The sequence below is a fragment of the Flavobacterium silvaticum genome (genome assembly GCF_012911565.1).
Lineage (GTDB): Bacteria > Bacteroidota > Bacteroidia > Flavobacteriales > Flavobacteriaceae > Flavobacterium > Flavobacterium silvaticum.
In genome coordinates, this window is record NZ_JAAMPU010000094.1 from 1 (window position 1) to 17,207 (window position 17,207).

General features: G+C 45.1%; 18 protein-coding genes. 6 read left to right on the plus strand and 12 right to left on the minus strand.

Annotation, left to right across the window (positions count from 1 at the left end):
- From G6047_RS01205 to G6047_RS01220, 4 genes are all read left to right on the plus strand, one after another.
- A partial coding sequence (locus G6047_RS01205) for a sensor histidine kinase (protein ID WP_235946475.1) occupies positions 1-203 on the plus strand: 203 nt, incomplete at its 5' end.
- 10 nt (positions 204-213) lie between these two features.
- Positions 214-1,593 carry a sensor histidine kinase gene (locus G6047_RS01210; protein WP_169525624.1) on the plus strand — a complete coding sequence of 460 codons (1,380 nt, stop codon included), beginning with the start codon at positions 214-216 and terminating at the stop codon, positions 1,591-1,593.
- Between the two features lie 37 nt (positions 1,594-1,630).
- Positions 1,631-2,008 (plus strand): response regulator, encoded by a 378-nt coding sequence (locus G6047_RS01215; protein WP_169525626.1) that lies wholly within the window; start codon positions 1,631-1,633, stop codon positions 2,006-2,008.
- Positions 2,008-3,051 carry an adenylate/guanylate cyclase domain-containing protein gene (locus G6047_RS01220; RefSeq protein ID WP_169525627.1) on the plus strand — a complete coding sequence of 348 codons (1,044 nt, stop codon included), beginning with the start codon at positions 2,008-2,010 and terminating at the stop codon, positions 3,049-3,051. The genes G6047_RS01215 and G6047_RS01220 overlap by 1 nt, the downstream gene beginning before the upstream one ends.
- Positions 3,052-3,518: 467 nt before the next feature.
- On the opposite strand, the gene G6047_RS01225 is transcribed toward G6047_RS01220, so the two are convergent.
- The 3 genes from G6047_RS01225 to G6047_RS01235 all read right to left on the minus strand — a co-directional run bounded on the left by G6047_RS01225 (position 3,519) and on the right by G6047_RS01235 (position 5,524).
- Positions 3,519-4,388, minus strand: coding sequence for a YitT family protein (locus tag G6047_RS01225; protein ID WP_169525629.1), 870 nt, complete (start codon positions 4,386-4,388; stop codon positions 3,519-3,521).
- A 1-nt stretch (position 4,389) separates the two neighbouring features.
- Complete coding sequence (locus G6047_RS01230; protein WP_169525631.1) at positions 4,390-4,968, minus strand: HD domain-containing protein; 579 nt, start codon at positions 4,966-4,968, stop codon at positions 4,390-4,392.
- A gap of 82 nt (positions 4,969-5,050) precedes the next feature.
- The gene (locus G6047_RS01235) at positions 5,051-5,524 is read right to left on the minus strand and encodes a YdeI/OmpD-associated family protein (protein WP_169525632.1); all 474 of its coding nucleotides are present in this window, start codon (positions 5,522-5,524) and stop codon (positions 5,051-5,053) included.
- 171 nt (positions 5,525-5,695) lie between these two features.
- Between G6047_RS01235 and G6047_RS01240 the strand changes: the two genes are divergently transcribed.
- Entirely contained in the window at positions 5,696-5,911 is a 216-nt protein-coding gene (locus tag G6047_RS01240; RefSeq protein WP_169525635.1) for a hypothetical protein, read from the plus strand.
- Positions 5,912-5,943: 32 nt separating this feature from the next.
- Here the strand turns inward: G6047_RS01240 and G6047_RS01245 are convergent, their stop codons facing one another.
- The 8 genes from G6047_RS01245 to G6047_RS01280 all read right to left on the minus strand — a co-directional run bounded on the left by G6047_RS01245 (position 5,944) and on the right by G6047_RS01280 (position 14,665).
- Positions 5,944-6,306, minus strand: coding sequence for a nuclear transport factor 2-like protein (locus G6047_RS01245; protein WP_169525636.1), 363 nt, complete (start codon positions 6,304-6,306; stop codon positions 5,944-5,946).
- A 25-nt stretch (positions 6,307-6,331) separates the two neighbouring features.
- Entirely contained in the window at positions 6,332-6,835 is a 504-nt protein-coding gene (locus G6047_RS01250) for a hypothetical protein (protein ID WP_169525638.1), read from the minus strand.
- Between the two features lie 19 nt (positions 6,836-6,854).
- Complete coding sequence (locus G6047_RS01255) at positions 6,855-9,074, minus strand: RelA/SpoT family protein (protein WP_169525689.1); 2,220 nt, start codon at positions 9,072-9,074, stop codon at positions 6,855-6,857.
- Between the two features lie 298 nt (positions 9,075-9,372).
- Entirely contained in the window at positions 9,373-10,581 is a 1,209-nt protein-coding gene (locus G6047_RS01260) for an aspartyl protease family protein (RefSeq protein WP_169525640.1), read from the minus strand.
- An 8-nt stretch (positions 10,582-10,589) separates the two neighbouring features.
- On the minus strand, positions 10,590-11,612 hold the full coding sequence (locus G6047_RS01265; RefSeq protein WP_169525641.1) for an Atu2307/SP_0267 family LLM class monooxygenase: 1,023 nt from the start codon (positions 11,610-11,612) through the stop codon (positions 10,590-10,592).
- A gap of 1 nt (position 11,613) precedes the next feature.
- Complete coding sequence (locus tag G6047_RS01270; RefSeq protein ID WP_169525643.1) at positions 11,614-13,137, minus strand: serine hydrolase; 1,524 nt, start codon at positions 13,135-13,137, stop codon at positions 11,614-11,616.
- Between the two features lie 191 nt (positions 13,138-13,328).
- Positions 13,329-14,102 (minus strand): TrmH family RNA methyltransferase, encoded by a 774-nt coding sequence (locus tag G6047_RS01275; RefSeq protein WP_169525645.1) that lies wholly within the window; start codon positions 14,100-14,102, stop codon positions 13,329-13,331.
- On the minus strand, positions 14,099-14,665 hold the full coding sequence (locus G6047_RS01280; protein ID WP_169525647.1) for a hypothetical protein: 567 nt from the start codon (positions 14,663-14,665) through the stop codon (positions 14,099-14,101). Before G6047_RS01280 ends, G6047_RS01275 begins: the two co-directional genes overlap by 4 nt.
- A gap of 155 nt (positions 14,666-14,820) precedes the next feature.
- On the opposite strand from G6047_RS01280, the gene G6047_RS01285 reads away from it, so the two are divergent.
- Positions 14,821-15,432, plus strand: coding sequence for a trimeric intracellular cation channel family protein (locus tag G6047_RS01285; protein ID WP_169525649.1), 612 nt, complete (start codon positions 14,821-14,823; stop codon positions 15,430-15,432).
- Here G6047_RS01285 and G6047_RS01290 read toward each other — a convergent pair.
- Positions 15,429-17,204 (minus strand): T9SS type B sorting domain-containing protein, encoded by a 1,776-nt coding sequence (locus tag G6047_RS01290; RefSeq protein ID WP_169525651.1) that lies wholly within the window; start codon positions 17,202-17,204, stop codon positions 15,429-15,431. The two genes, G6047_RS01285 and G6047_RS01290, sit on opposite strands and share 4 nt — an antisense overlap.
- Positions 17,205-17,207: the final 3 nt, after the last annotated feature.

Below are 17,207 nucleotides of genomic sequence, written 5' to 3' on the forward strand. Positions count from 1 at the left end.
AGGTAAAAGACAACGGTGGCGGCATTCCGGATGCCATCAGGGAGAAAATCTTCCAGCCGTTTTTTACTACGAAACCTACGGGGGAAGGAACAGGCTTGGGGTTGTCGCTGGCCTATGATATCATTAAATCACACGGTGGTGAATTGAAATTGATGCCCAAACAAGGCGAATTCACTCAGTTTACCATAACTTTCCAGTGTTAATTTTACATCGATGACGTTACAAGCAATACTTGCCATTATTCTGTTGAACTCTATACGAAAATCGTTTAAAGGGACAGCGGCATTTCAACAGTGGAACAGATACTTATGGGCTGGGATAGGCTTCTTTGTCCTGATCATTGCAGCGGATATTTTCCTTGACGAGATAGATTATATAGTAGAATGGGGCGCTCATTTCCTTTTGGCGGTCCTGCTGTATCTGGTTTTTACAAGAAAGGATTTCGCTGGGGCAAAGTCCCTTTTTTTTGCCTTTCTACCCTTATGGGCAGTTAATTTCATTGGAGATGTGGTCGAGCTTGCCGCTGTGGAATTTTATTCGGAATGGGAGAACTATTTTGGTATAGCCGGCCTTATTGCTTTTGTATGGATGATATCGGTGATCATTTTCACCAACCGTCAAAAAAAGGCATTGGCAAAAGAAAGGCTAAAGGCAGAAGAAAAAGAAAAAGAATACCTCATTACGGCAAAAATAAAAGCCGAACTGGAAGTGGAAGTCATGGAACGTACGGCAGAACTGGTCCGTCAAAAGGAAGAATTGCAAAACGCGCTTACCGAACTCAAGACCACTCAGTCGCAGTTGGTCCAGTCTGAAAAAATGGCTTCACTGGGAGAACTCACGGCCGGAATCGCGCATGAAATCCAGAATCCGCTCAACTTTGTCAATAATTTCAGTGATGTGAGCATGGAACTTTTAGAAGAGATGAATGATGAAAGACGAAAGACAAAGGACGAACGCGATGAGGAACTTATAGATGAAATTGCTTCTGACATCAAACAAAACCTCGAAAAGATTGCCCATCACGGACGTCGCGCAGATTCCATCGTGAAAGGCATGTTGCAGCACAGCCGTAAATCTTCGGGAGAAAAAGAACTTACCGATATCAATGCATTGGCCGATGAATACCTGCGATTGGCCTATCACGGATTACGGGCTAAGGACAAGTCGTTCAATTCCGAATTAGTAGTGGACTTAGATGAAAACCTGCCTAAGATAAGTGTGTTACCGCAGGATTTAGGCCGTGTGTTCCTCAATTTATTTACGAATGCGTTTTATGCCATTCAACAAAGAAAGTTGGTAAAAAATGATGATAGTTACCGCCCGATAGTAGAACTCAAGACCCAAAGGATCGGCGATTTTGTCGAAATAGTAGTCAAAGACAACGGAACAGGAATCCCTGAAGCTATAAAAGACAAGATTTTGCAGCCTTTTTTCACTACAAAACCTACAGGAGAAGGAACGGGTCTGGGCCTGTCATTGAGTTATGATATAGTAGTAAAAGTGCACCAGGGCAGCATAAACATAGATAGTGTTGAAGGCGAATACACTATATTTACGGTTCGGCTCCCAATCGACACAATTAATCCTGAATGAAAAAATTGATTTGTATATTTAGCCATCCCTAAAAAACATGAAAATACTTGTAGTAGACGACGAAGCCGACGTACAACCGCTGTTTACCCAACGTTTCCGCAAAGAAATCCGCGAGCATCAAATCGATTTTGATTTTGCGCTTTCCGGTGAACAGGCTTTGGAATATCTGGAAAAGAATCATTCTGAGGTTGTGCTAATTTTATCAGATATCAATATGCCGGGCATGACAGGCCTTGAATTGCTGTCAAGGATACGGACCAGTTACAGCGCCCCGCCTCCGGTTGTCATGATGATTACGGCTTATGGGGACGAGGAAAACCACACCCAGGCCATACAACGAGGTGCTAACGATTTCCTGACAAAACCGCTCGATTTTAACTTACTCAAAGAAAAACTCAAAAATTACACGACCTAATGGCGAAGATTTTAGTTGTTGATGACGAAGAAGATTTGGAAATCCTGGTCAAGCAGAAATTCCGTCGCAAGATTCGCGAGAACGAATACGAATTTGTCTTTGCCCGCAACGGTGAGGAAGCCTTGGAGCGGATCGTTGAAAACCCTGATCTGGATATTGTCCTGAGCGACATCAATATGCCTGTCATGGACGGACTTACATTGTTGACAAGGCTTCCGGATGCCAATCCGGTATTGCGTGCCGTTGTGGTTTCGGCTTATGGCGACATGCAGAACATACGAACGGCCATGAATCGTGGTGCTTTCGATTTTGTGTTCAAGCCTGTGGATTTCGACGATCTTGACCTTACTATGGAAAAAACAATCCAGCATGTACGTCAGACACAGGATACGCTTAGGGCCATCAAGGAAAACAATATTCTCAAGATGTATGTCGATGAAAATGTGCTCAATTTCATGGGCTCCAAGGAGTTTGAAACCAGTCTTTTAAAGAACGAGCTTATGGAGGCTTCGGTCATCTTCATTGATGTCTGCGGATTTACTGCGCTCACTGAAAAAGTCACTCCAAACGAAGTCGTGAATCTACTCAACAGCCTTTTTGATACCATTGTCAAAGAAATAATAGGGCAGGGCGGCCATGTTGACAAATTCATGGGCGATGCCGTAATGGCTGTGTTCCGTGGGGATTATCACCAGGACAGGGCAATCGATTCGGCACTTGCCATCAAACATGCCGTAGCAAAAATAGAGGGTGTCGAGTTGGCCGGAATGACATATAAACCTGAAATTTCAATCGGCGTAAACTCAGGTGAAATGGTTTCGGGAAACATCGGATCGGCTTCTTTGAAAAGACTTGATTACACAGTGATTGGAGATGTCGTCAACCTGACACAGCGTTTGCAGTCGGCGGCAAAACCTGGACAGATATTAATTACCGACGCGGTTTACCAAACGGCAAAGGAATCGTTCAAATGTGTTGCGAACGGCGAATTACACCTTAAGAATAAGGCGTTGCCGGTGAATACGTATGAGGTTGTTGAGTAGTGTGTTTTAACCTTAACCGAACTTAGCATAAGCTTAAAATTTATTCCTTGATATCTTTAATAATTCCGGTAGAAAAAATGTACCCGATTTATCACTGAAATCCCGATCTTACCTTCAGGGAAGGGGAAAATGTATCCCTACAAAATCCTGAAATAACTGAAGTACAGACCCGAGGGCTTGCCCGAACTGAGCGTAAGCTAAAAAATGTACTTTTTGTTAAAGTTTATATTTTGATTTTCCGGGTTATTTTAAGGATTCCACCAGATTGAAGAAACTGGTCAATTCTATGAAATTGAGCGCGATAAAAAAACAGGCATCAGCTATTGGATATCCTGTTACTTCATAAAAGAGGTGGATGTTGCCGTTCAGTTACAGAAAAAATACCTTTTAGCTACGCACAGTTCGGCTAGCTAAAGCATTGTGTAAAATGATCTGTTGATTTTGAGGAGGACTACAAATCAGATAAATCAATGGCGCTGAACCCTTTTAAGCACACCACCAGCCGCTTCTTTAATGACGCTTGTAAAAATAAAAGCCTTCGGATCTATTTCGTGGGCCATATTTTTTAGTCGGCGAAGCTCGAGTCGGGTAACAACGGTAAAGATAATATCAACCGGCTGGCTGATGTCGAAGCTTTCTTTCAGGTAACCACGCTCGCCTTTGTAAACGGTGATTCCGCGCCCCAATTTCATCACAAGCCCTTCTTTCATCTTCTCGCTTTGGGCAGATATGATTGTCACTCCTGTATATTCTTCAAGGCCTTCAACGACGAAATTAATGGTTTTTGAAGCTGAGTAATAGGTCATGATCGAATATAAAGCTGTCGGCAAACCTAATTTGAAGGCCGCGACAAGGAAAATAAGTATGTTGATCCCGAGGATGATTTCACTGACGGTAAAACTGACGCGTTTTCCGGTGTACAAAGCCAATACTTCAATCCCATCCAACGCACAGCCGCCGCGCATGGACAAACCGACACCGATTCCCATAAACACGCCGCCAAAAACGGAAACGAGTAATTTGTCTGACGTAATTTGCGGATATGGTATAAAGTGAAGGCAAAGCGCCAACCCGATGATTGCCGTAAAGGTACGTATGGCGAATGTCTTGTTCACCTGAAAGGCACCCATGATAATGAAAGGAATGTTGGCCAGAATGATTACGATAGCGATGTTCCAGTGATACAATTCATGGATCATAAGTGAAATACCCGAGACGCCTCCGTCAAAGAACTGGTTCGGGACGAGAAATCCTTTAAGGGCAAAACCGCAGAACAAAATTCCGGCTATGGTGTAAAGTGTGTCGGTGACGTTTTTAGCAAAGCGGTTGCTTTCCATTTCAATTGATTTTGGTCAGTATTTGCTGCAGATGTGCGTCCTGCACAGGCTGCCTTGTTTTTTTTGATGTTTCGGTCAGGAAGCGATGGTTGCTGAGAAAATATACCTGAAGCTTATCCCATTCCTCGCGGTTTTCAATTGTTCCCAAATGCTGCATTTCCAGAAATAACCGGTCGCCGAGTTCGTAAAAGTCGGATCGGCCCAGATAATCCAGATCGGCATCACAGATTATTTTTTCCAAAGGCGTTTTCGGTGTCTGCGGAATCCGTGTTGCCATGATCAGTCCGCAGATAATCTCTATATCGTCTTGTGAATACCCGAACTTGACCAGGCTTTCACGCGCAATGTCGCACGAACAGCTCTCATGTTCGTCAATCTGGTACAAATAGCCTGAATCATGATAAATGGCTGCCGTCAGCAATAACCGTGTGTCCTTTTCATTGACATTTTCCTGTTGGGCGATGTGCTTCGAACATTCGTATACATCAAGCGTATGCTCAACCCTGTGGTAATGCAAATAGGGCGGAAGCTCCGTTCGGAGTTTGTCCAGTATAAAAGTATGTTCAGGTTTATCGGGCATAGATTAAAGGTGGGCTAATATAAGAATTATGGCCGAAAATCAATCGGTTGCAGAAGAAGTTCGGCAGATAAAAGCGATGGATTCATAACTTGAAAGCGGCATCTGTTTCGAGTTTTTCCATGACTTCGGCAATGCGGGAAATTTTGGCGTCTTCGGTCGATGCGGAAAAAATCCAGTCGCTGATTTCCTTTTGACGTGTCTTTGGGAATTTGAGGAACTTCTGATGGAGTTTCGGTTCATCTTTGAGGCAGACGACAAAATCATCGGGAAGGACCATTGGCGCTTCATCGAGGAACAGGATCAGTTTTACCGTATCGCCTTCTTCTTTTTTGATCGCTTTGCGGATATCGGCCTTGACCGCCATGAAAGTTCCTTTTTTCATCGCCCAGATATTGAAATCCTTTATTTCATAATTGTCGATGAATCCACGGACGGCCACGGTGCTGTTCTTTTTCTTCGGGACATTCTCAAGCGCGGAAGTTTCTATGAACGTCCACGCGCCCTTTTCTTTCCCTTTTTTAAGGATGAACGAACCGTCTATGATTGGTTTTTCCATTTGAGTTGCTTTTCACTGTAAGCCAGTGCAATATATCGAAAGATTCCATTATGCAACAATGTGATTCTCGAAATTCGACAACGTTTCCTTGGAATGCCGTAAAATCATCGGCAACTCAAACTGTAATTTTATCAGAATGTAAATCAGATACGAATCATAACAATAGAAATCATGTACACCGAAAACAGCCCTATAGAAGAACCTGAAAACGATTGGCAATACGAAACATATAGCTTCAGTAATTACAACGACGATCCTGATGACGAAGAAGATGATGAAGAAGAGGAAGAAGATGTCCACAAAGACTGGGGAGAAATAGACCCAACAGACAGCCCGAACCAGCCTTGGACGGGAATGGATCCGACCGGGCCGGGAAGTGCGGTCTAAAAAAAAATAAGATAGCCCTGGAATTTCCGGGGCTATTTGTTTAAATACAGATACAGCTTTTTGATTTTGCCGTTTTCAACAAGGGCGACGTCCATTCCGCCAGCCACCGGATTTTGTCCCGGAATGCCCAAATGCCAGGATGCGGCTTCCATATCATGGTTCACCTGTACCGGATTTTCGGTTTGGAAAGCAAATTCGGGCGCCCATTGGGATTGCAGGTTGCTAATCAGGTTATTGATGGCTTCGAATCCTATAAACGGTTCGGAATCGTCACTCTCGTAAAAATGGATGTCGGCCGCATAGATTCGGGCCATTTCTGAAAGTCGTTCCGTAGCGTTCCGGTTGTTCCATATTTTGAACAGGCTATCTTCTAAAAGGAATGTCGTTTTCTCCATCTTGTATGTCGAAATTATGTGCTTACTATTGCTTTACTAGTTTAAATCCGGAACAAAATGCGGCGATGCGTTCCTGGCAGGGTGCTCCACATTCTTTCTGGAACCTGAAGCTGAGTTCGACGGCTCCGCCCTGGCCATTGTAGAAAAATCCCTCAAAATTGTATGTCATTCCGGAAAAGACTAGTGCCAGTTCAAAATAATCCACCTCAAGGCCATTGATTTTCTTCTTATATATTTTAAGGCTTTTGATTTCTCCCTGATTTGCAAATTGTTCCCTGACGGTCGATTCAAGGTTTTCGTCAGGAACAAAATAATCGAATTCATTGAAAAACGCTTTTACCACGTTATAAGTGTCATTGAATTCGGCATCCCAAACAGATTGTTCGTTGCTTTTCTGCCAACTTTTGCTGCTGTAGCTTATTTCGTAAAGCCCTTTTTTACTGGTAAATTTTTGCAGTTCTTGTTTCTGGCTCCTGGCGTTCGGAACCAAGCTGACCAAGAAGAACAGCAAAAGTATTTTTTTATTCATGTGTAGCGGACTTTTATGATTAATGATACACCCGTGTCACCTTATCCACACCATCGATTTTTTTGATGGCATCCATAAGTTTCTTCAGGATTGTGTTGTTCTGGACGATAACAGCAATCTGCCCATTAAAAATCCCAGCTTCGCCGTTTAGCGCGATACTCTGGATATTGACATGCATATTGTTTGAAATCACTTTGGTAATCTGGTTTGTAAGTCCCAACGTATCCATTCCGGTAATGTTGAGGATGGCTTTGAATTCCTGTTGTGTCGAATCGATCCATTTGGCCGTCATGATCCTGTAGGCATAGTTCGATTGGAGTGAAATAGCATTCGGACAGTCTTTTTTATGCACTTTGATCCCTTCGTTTATGGTCACGAAACCGAACACATCATCTCCCGGAATCGGGTTGCAACAACTCGATAACTTATAATCGAGCTTGTCGTGTTCCGGCCCAAAAACCAGCAAATCGTAATTATGCGTAAGTACCTGTTTGTGTACTTCTTCTTCAGGCGCAGGTTTGGAGCGGCCAATCTTGCTTTTGAAGAAGTTCATGAACGTATTGCTCTTCTGGGCCGCGTAATCCTTAAGTTGCTGGTTCTCTATCGACCCGATTCCCATTCTGTAGAATAAATCCAGGCTCGTCTTGAGTTTGAAAAAGCTCACCAGTTCATTGATGACCGTTTCACTCATCGTGATTTTGAGGTGGCGCAGCTTTCTGTTCAGCAGCTCTTTTCCTTCTTCGGCAATCTTCTTGGTGTTTTCGTTGAGGACGTTGCGGATTTTGTTCTTTGCACGTGATGTCGTCACATATTCAAGCCAGTGAGCCGTCGGTTTTTGGTTGGGCGATGTGATGACCTCTACCTGGTCGCCGCTTTTGAGTTCGTAATTGAGCGGAACCAAACGTCCGTTTACGCGTGTTCCTCTTGTCCGTATGCCGATTTCCGAGTGGATAGAAAACGCAAAATCAAGCGATGTCGCTCCTTTCGGCAGCGATTTGATTTCCCCTTTCGGCGTAAAGATGAAAATCTCTTTCGCATACAGGTTCATCTTGAAATCTTCGACAAAATCCACGGCATTAGACTCGGAATTTTCCAAAGCCTCACGCAACAGGTTCAGCCAAACGTCAAGTCCCGATTCCTCGTTTCCGCCGCCTTGCTTGTATTTGTAATGGGCAGCATAGCCTTTTTCGGCAATCTCATCCATGCGTTCTGAACGAACCTGGATCTCGACCCAACGTCCTTTCGGCCCCATGACCGTAATGTGCAGCGCCTCATAACCCGTGGATTTTGGCGATGAAATCCAGTCGCGCAACCGGCTCGGGCTCGGGCGGTAATGATCGGTAACTATGGAATAGATTTTCCAGGCTAGGAATTTCTCGTCGTGCGGATCAGATTTGTAGACGATACGCAGTGCGAATTTATCATACACTTCATCAAAGCCCACATTCTGCTGCTTCATCTTGCGACGTATCGAATACACCGATTTTGGCCGTCCTTTGATGATGTAATCGACACCTTCCGCATCGAGTGACGCTTTGAGGACATCTGAAATCTCCTTGATATAAGCGTCCTGTTGTTCCTTCGTCTCCTTGATTTTGGAAACGATGTCTTTGTAGATATTGGGTTCGGTGTATTTGAGACCAAGATCTTCAAGCTCATTTTTTATATTGTAAAGGCCAAGCCGATGGGCGAGAGGCGCGTAGATGTAAAGTGTCTCCGATGCAATCTTGACCTGCTTGTATTCCGCCATCGAATCCATCGTCTGCATATTGTGCAAACGATCGGCGATTTTGATCAGGATTACGCGCACATCGTCGTTGAGCGTCAAAAGCATCTTGCGGAAATTCTCCGCCTGCATCGAAATATTGAGGTCTTTCTTGACCTGTGAAATCTTGGTCAGACCTTCGACGAGTTGGGCGACTTTGGGGTTGAACAATCGCTCGATGTCTTCCACCGTATAATCGGTATCTTCCACCACATCGTGCATCAATGCCGCTGCTATAGATGTCGCTCCAAGTCCTATTTGTGATGCCACTATTTTCGCCACGGCAATCGGATGGAAAATATACGCTTCGCCCGATTTTCGCCTCTGTTCCTTATGCGCATCAACGGCCAGATCGAACGCTTTCCGGATCATTTTCTTGTCGGCATCACTCAGCGTCTGGTAGGAAATCCGGAGCAGCTCCTTGTATTCCTGCGCAATCGCCTTGTTCTCTTTCTCTATGAATTCTTCGGTCAACTCCATAGCGGTAAATTAGTAATTTATAGGTAACAGTTAGCGATTGAAAGCCAACAGTTGACAATTAAGAATAAAAATAAATAATTTGAATTATACGGGTTGACCAATGCCACAGGTATTGACGAGAAAGACAACCCTTTCTTTTTTGCAACCGATTCCAAATTATGTTGAGGTCTTGTCAAAATTTAAGAAATGATACATAAAAAATGTACTTGGGGTGTTTGTGGGAAGTTTACCTTTGTAGGGTGGGTGGGGCAACGCCTCGTTTTTCAACAACTGTTTTTGTGCCGAAAGATTGTCAGGGTTTCAGTAAATCATATCTGTCCAACAAAACCATTTTCCGTTGTCCGTTAGCCTTTTCGATTTCCAATTCAAGTGAAGATTCCTTTTTGAACCGTTCCCGCATGCCACACCAGAATTCATCTGTAGAACCTGCCACATCCTGGCCGTTTATGGCTAAAATAACATCGCCAATTTCGAGGCCTTTCTGTTTTGCTGGACTTTTTTCCCAGATCACGGCGACTTTTATTTTGCCGTCATCTTTCAAAGGTGTAAACCCGAAAGACCATTCCGTTTCCAAAGGCAACGTCTTCTTCGGAAGATACATTTCCTTCTTTTTCCAGCTAATGCCAATTTCACCAAATTGTTTCAGGAATTCATTACCGACCAAAATCATCGGACTGGGAGAGATGCGAAGTCGCTGGTCGCGAAGCAGACGGTTTCCAAGATAAAGCGAATCGGCCGTGCCCAGGCGTTCCGTCTGTTCCTTATTCCCGGACAGCGAAAAAAAACCTTTGCCATAACTCGTCTGGAATTTCCCCGATTTTGACAATCTCGTTTTTTGATACAAATCTTCAGGCATATCGATCGTGCCGTTGTTTCCGGTATCTATCATGGCCGGAAACCGATAACCGCCCGTATCAAGGAAAACTACCGGTGTTCCGGAGAAACCTTCATCAAAATCTATGGTGTCAAATTCGGAATCCGGCAATAACTTGTCTGTAGAAAAAGACAATTTGGAATTTAAATAATCTACTTTCCAGTTACCTAACCGCATCAGGTTAGATCCGAAGATCCCATCGATCTTGCGGCAAAGCATCAACGAAAACGAATCGAGTGAGAAAGAGCCGGCAGCGACTTTCGAAAAAGTGACTTCACCTAATTTGAGTTCATCGATCATATAAAAATCCTCCGATGAGACATTGCCAGCCGCATCAGTGAGCTTATTTGATGTGGCTACCGCGAGACCGAGTTCTTTTCGCAATCCATCAGATAAAATCGTGATGGCGCCCGTATCGAACAAAAAGGTGTACGGTTTTCCGTGTATAGTAACCTGTATAAGCAGTTCGTCCGACACTATTTCAATCGGGACACTGCCATTGAATTTTTTTGGCATCGTCGAAGCCGCAAACAAATAGGTGTCGCGTCGTCCTTTGGCTTCTTTTATCTCCTGTTTGGATTGGGCAAAGCCGATGGCGGTAAGCAATAGCAGCAGATATTTTGTCATGTCTTTTATCAGATGGCGCTTCGGACCAATGGAGCCACTTTGGTTCCAAGCAATTCAACGGTTTTCATCAATTGATTGTGATTGGGTGCGCCAACATCGATATGCGCGATGAAACGGGTCAATCCGAACAACTCTTTCATGCGGATGATTTTTTCGGCCACTTCTTCGGGATTGCCTATGAACAAAGCCCCGTCTGCAGAGCGTCCGCCTTCATATTGTTCCCTGCTGTACGGCGACCAACCGCGGTCACGCCCGATTCGGTTCATCTGGGAAGCGTAATTGTCAAAATAAGCAGCTATGAGTTTCGGGTCTTCCTGCACGAACGTATGTGAATGTATGCCGAGTTGCATGGGCGCGGTATGGCCAAAGGCGATGTAAGATTTCCTGTAATAATCCATCAACGGCTTGAACTGTTCCGGCATTCCGCCAATGATGGCAACTACCAAAGGCAATCCCAATACAGCTGCGCGTTGGACAGATTGAGGCGTGCCACCGACGGCAATCCAAACGGGTAATTCGCGTCCGTCGTCCGGTCTTGGAAATACAGATTGGTTTTGCAAAGGAGGGTGAAGTTTGCCACTCCAGTCAACGGTTTTTTCGCGATTGATCTTAAGCAACAGTTCCAGATTTTCCTCGAACAACGTTTCATAGTCGCTGAGGTTGTATCCGAACAACGGGAACGATTCGGTGAAGCTGCCACGACCCACGCCAATTTCGGCCCGGCCGTTCGATAAGGCATCGAGCGTCGAGAAATTCTGGTAGATACGAATCGGATCCGACGAACTCAAAACGGTGACCGTACTCATCAGTTTGATCGATTGGGTCACGGTCGCCGCTCCGGCCAAGACCATTTCCGGAACCGAGACCGCGTAGTCTTCGCGATGGTGTTCGCCCAATCCGGCTACATCGAGGCCTGTTTCGTCTGCGAGGCGGATGATTTCTACAAGCCGCCGGATTTTTTCGTGTGCACTTTCCGGTTTGCCGGATGCATCTAAACCCAAATCCCCGAATAATCCTATCCCTATTTCCATATCAATGTGTCCGTTTAAAATCGAGGTCCTGGAAGTCGTAACTGAAATCCGTCAAAGGCGAGATCGGCTTCATGGTGAAATGATTGTTGCCGTCGAAAAACAGATAGGCATCGGCATCAAAAGTCCGGTGATCCCATTTTACGGCCAGGGTGTTGTCTTTGTAGAAAAACACTTCGCCCGTGAGTTTGTGCGATCGTTTCGAGGCGAAATACAGTTTCCCTTTTTTGAGTGTCAGCGTCACTTGCCCAAACCAGTTATCTGTAAATGTCCCTTCGAATTTTTTTAAATCCGGAACCTTTTTGTTCTTGCTGTTATCTTCGACGGTTTTCCAGACGGCATCGGTTATCTTATCTGCATCTGATGATCTTTGCTGTGCCTTCGCGGCGAATTCGGTCACATGATCCACACCTGAAATACCCAAATAGAAATCTTTGATCGTATTGCTGATAGCCGTAAATGCCGCCCCTGATTGCTGGTTCGTCAATACTATGATTCCGAGCTTTAGTTCCGGGATCATCAAAACCTGGGTGACATTCCCTTCGAGTCCTCCCGTATGCGAAACCTGCAACTTGCCTTTTACATCGGTCAGGCCCCAACCCAGGCCATACGTCTTGAATTGGGAAAAATACGGAGCCATGGGTTTGTTGGGCAGTATGGTTTGCGGAGTCCACATTTCGTCGTGCCTCACCTTTGAAAACAGTTGTGTTCCGTTAGATGCTTTACCGTCGTTGAGTTGGGCAATGACCCATTTGGACAAATCGTTGACACTCGAATAGATGCCGCCGGCAGCATCAAAGTGTGTGAGTTTGTATTTTGGGATGATTTTGAGCTGGTCGCCGACGGGAACATGCGGATCGATGACGTTCAATGTGTCTTTTAAGCGGCTGAACGTTGCGGCGCTATGGGTCATTCCTACGGGTTGCATCAGCCGGGTTTCGACGAATTCTTCCCAGGAAACACCACTGACGCGATGCACGATTTCCCCTGCAACAATATAAAGCAGGTTGTCATAATCGTATTTTGTCCGGAACGCCGATGTAGGTTTGAGGAATTTCAGGTTGTCGATGATATCCTGCACCCCGAAGTCATTCCCGTCTGGCCAAACCATCAAATCCCCGGCTCCGAGACCAAGCCCGCTGCGGTGCGTCAATAAATCCCTGATGGTGAATTCTGTCGTGACATAATCGTTGTACATTTTAAACTCGGGAATGTATTTGGAGACTTTGTCATCCCATGAGAGCTTGCCTTCGTCCATTAAAATCGCAAGTGCAGCACTGGTGAACGCTTTGCTGTTGGAAGCAATCCCGAACAAGGTGTTGGCATCGACTTTTGGCTTTGTCTTTACAGATGCTACGCCGTGTCCTTTGGCATAAATCAATTGTCCGTCTTTGACAACGCCGACCGCAATTCCGGGAACGTTGAACGTTTTCATCGCGTTTTGGGTGACGGCATCGATTTGCTGTTCGGAAATTTGCGCGAAAGCAGCCAAAGGGAGAGCGAGAAGGACAAATACTATTCTATTCATTTTATTTTTTAGTTATGCATATTTGTGCTGGTATTGAGGCATCACAAGGGTTTCGTTTTTGTGTTAAATCAGGAAATAAAAACGATTTCACACGAATTGTGTGTGTTAAATGACAATTTAAATTCAGTTTCACACAAAACACGTGTTAAACGTATTCCGAAAATCAATTTCACACACAAAATCCGGAACGACTAAAATCCACGTTGCCTCTTTGCCTCAAAAATCAATATGGCTGCCGCTACAGACACATTCATCGAATCGATCGCGCCCTGCATCGGGATCATGATATTGTGTTTGGATGCCTCACGCCAGGGTTGAGTCAGGCCTGTAGCTTCGGTTCCGACAACAAGAGCGGTTGCGCCTGAAAAATCCTGTTCGTGATATGGGATTGCATCCTGGAGCGTGGCCGCAAAAATGTCGATATCGTTGCTTTTCAAAAATGCTATGGCATCGGCAGAATCGGCTACGGCTATCTGGTTGGTGAATAGACACCCGACGCTCGATCGTATGATATTCGGGTTGTACATATCAGATTTGGCATCTGCAATGATTACGGCATCGACGGCAGCGGCATCGGCGGTTCGTAAAAGTGCGCCCAGATTTCCGGGTTTTTCTATTGATTCGGCAACAAGCAGGAGCGGTTTTTTGGGTAAGCGCAAACCGGAAAGAGACAAATCTTTTGATGCTGCCACGGCAACCATTCCTTCGGTAGATTCGCGATACGCCAGTTTTTCATAGACGGCAGGAGATATTTCGATGGCTTCATCGGCAGGAATTCCTTCGGCAGTTGTTAACTCAGGAACAAACAATACATTCCGGATTTTGTAACCTCCGGCAATCGCAAGTTCTATTTCACGCCTGCCTTCTATCAAAAAAGTACCGCTCTGTTTTCTTGCCCGAGCTTTTTCCTGTAATTGTATCAGCGATTTTATATAGCTGTTCTGGACAGATAGGATTTGCTTCATTTGGTTTGTTTCTGCCTGTTCCGGAGTAAATATACGGCACCCAGCAATGCCAGGAAAATCAGCGTCTTTAAAAAATAATCCAGGATAATATAGTTGCTGGCTGTGTATTCGGGCTTCAATTGCCAGTCGAATGGGAACTTAGGTGCCGTTTTTCCCATCAACAAGGCAATATTTGTAAAACCTGTAAAAAGAAAAAGTGCAATCAATAGTCTTGGGATGAGCATTTCACGAAGTTTATTCACCCAGAACAATTGTGAAAGCACAAAATAAAACACGGGGGGCAACCAGAACCAATACCCTTGCGAACCTGAAAGAGCACTTGTAAATTCAGGTTTTATCTCTTTTTTGAGTTCAAGGTAAAACAGAATGACTTCGGAAAACCATAATGCCAGGTAAACCATGCCTGAAGTAAGTAAAATGGTAAAAGCATCGGCGTCCCAGCGTTTGAGATACTTGGTAGGGTTTTTAGATTTGAGGTAGAAATAAAACGGGGAGTAAATTCCGAATCCTGCAAAAGATACGGCACATAAAAAGAATAAAAAGACAGAAAAACCGCTTGGCATACGTAATGGTTATGCCCGTTTGGCCGGGCTTTATTGTGGTTCCGAATTTAACCAATTATAGCCTGAATCCTACTCGTCGGCCAAAAAATAAATAAGCACGGAATCACAGCCATTTGGTTTTGCCTAATTTTGCACGACCAAAATACAGCAGTTATATGCAAGCCTTTTCCCTTATTGAAATTGCCGGAACCACAGCATTTGCCGTATCAGGTTCGTTGGCTGCGATGAACAAGAAACTCGATCCGTTCGGGGTTTTTATCATCGCTATGGTGACATCTGTGGGAGGCGGAACCTTGCGTGATGTGCTTATAGGGCGTACGCCCGTAGGATGGATGCGTGACCCAACATACGTGTATTGTGTTATTGCGGGTTTCTTCCTGGCGATTGTTTTCCGCAAACGACTCGATCACCTGCGCAAATCGCTTTTTCTGTTCGATACCATAGGATTGGGATTTTTCACTATGGTGGGAATACAACGCGGATTGGCAGTGGGGTTGGAGCCGTCCATCTGTATTGCGCTCGGGACCATTACCGCTTGCTTCGGAGGTGTGACCCGCGATATATTGTGCAACGAAATCCCGGTGATTTTCAGACGGGAGATTTATGCGACACTGTGCATTGCGGGTGGCTGCCTGTATTTCCTGATGCGCGAATACCTGCCGTTTTCAAAAGATGTGATGTCCTTTATCACTTCCGGTTTCATCATTATGCTGAGACTGTTCGCCGTGAGGTACAAATGGTATCTCGCACCGCCCACCACAGCTTAGTGCGTAAGATAGAGATAGCCGTTGAGTGGGTTAGGATAATCCGGATCATTGAGTTCGAGAATGTAAAAGTAGGTTCCGTCCGGTGCGTTTCCGCCACCCATCTGGATTCCGTTATTGACCTGTCCGTCCCAAAATCCGCTTGAATTAGTGCCTTGCCACACCAAAGCGCCCCATCGGTTGTAAATAAAGAGTTTGAAATTGAGGAAGATGTCGTACAAGCCGTCGATTATAAAAGTGTCGTTGATTCCATCTCCGTTGACCGATATGAAATTATAAACCGTTGGCGGGCAATTGGTCGTCTTGATCTGGAACGACGCGAATATGCCACAATTTTGCTGCGTCAATCCATAATAGATAGTCTGCGGATTCGATGTCGAGGTAAAATGGGCGATGTCCGGAATGGGATTGATTGCATTTTCGGCATCGGTTTGGGTCAGGTAAAAAGCTGTCTCACGACCCGTGGCTTCACTGATGGTTTGCTGATACGCTGAGAAATCGAACTCCGCCGAACCGAAACCTGCATTGCACAAGGACACATCCTCAACTTGTGGAATTGCAATCGGTTCTCCCAAAACAATGTCGAAGAAAGTACTGTTGTTATTTTCGTCGAGTTCCGTAACTGATCCTATGCCGCTTCCGTTGTCATCGACTACTGCTTTGATGGTCAATTCAGACGGGAAATCATCCGGGATCACAAAAGAAACCTGGAGGTTTTCACTTTGGTCCGGCGAAATAGCTGTCTGTGTCAGAGTTGTTCCCAAAAGCATACCGTTGGTATAAAAAGCAACCGAGGTTCCGGAAGGCAAAACAGCCGTGCTGTTCAGGTTCGATACCGTGTAATCGATGGTTATTTGCCTGGAAGTGCAATCTGTCAGGATATTTTCAATCACTACAGAAGCATCGGGAAGCTGGCTGTTCATTTTGGTGACGATGGTACTGACGATAACGAAATCAAAGCCCGATGTCATCTGGACAGATGCCGAGGTATCGCCCACGGAAATAAAAGAACTGATATCGTAGAAATCGAGATCCATGTTATATAGTTCCGTGCTTCCGGTGAAACTGTTGGTCCCGTTAAAGGCATTATTAGATGGATTTATACTGTTGCTTAGGATGTTTCCGTTGATGCGAAGTGTTTCGTCTGTCATGTTGTAACTGTCGCCTTCCCAAGCTATGAACCCGATTTTCGCATCGTTCGTATTGACTACGTTCAGGTTGTTCAGCGAGACATTTATAGCATCGGGCATATTCTGGAAGCCGTCATACACATTGATTTGTGTGCCATCAAAAGTGACATTGCTATACACCACGACAAGCGACCAGCCGGCAAAGTTTCCGCCAAAGCTACAGTAGTCATTTATGACGGCTGTAAGATCGAGATCAGATAATGTATACAAGCCAGGACCTGTTGCCTGGACCAAAGCCGTAACATCGGCGAATGCACCAAAATGCGGCATGCCCGAAGATGCCTGTATAGTGCTGAATGTGCGGCTCGCGGTTATGGCTGAACCATTGAGCGTCACATTGAAATCACCTGTTCCCGAGCCGGCCCAATACAGGTAAGCGGCAACAATGGAATCGCCTGGGCCAAGGGTCAATGTTTCACTGGATTGGGTCAGTATGGAACAGCCGCCCAAACCGTTCTGGCTTGGGTTCAGCGTATTGCCAACGAACGTAAAATCATACGGGCCGTTGAATTGTTGATATAAAGAAATGTTCTGGGCGTTCGCAGCGATGACAAACAACCCGGCAAGCCACAAAAGTTTTTTCATCAG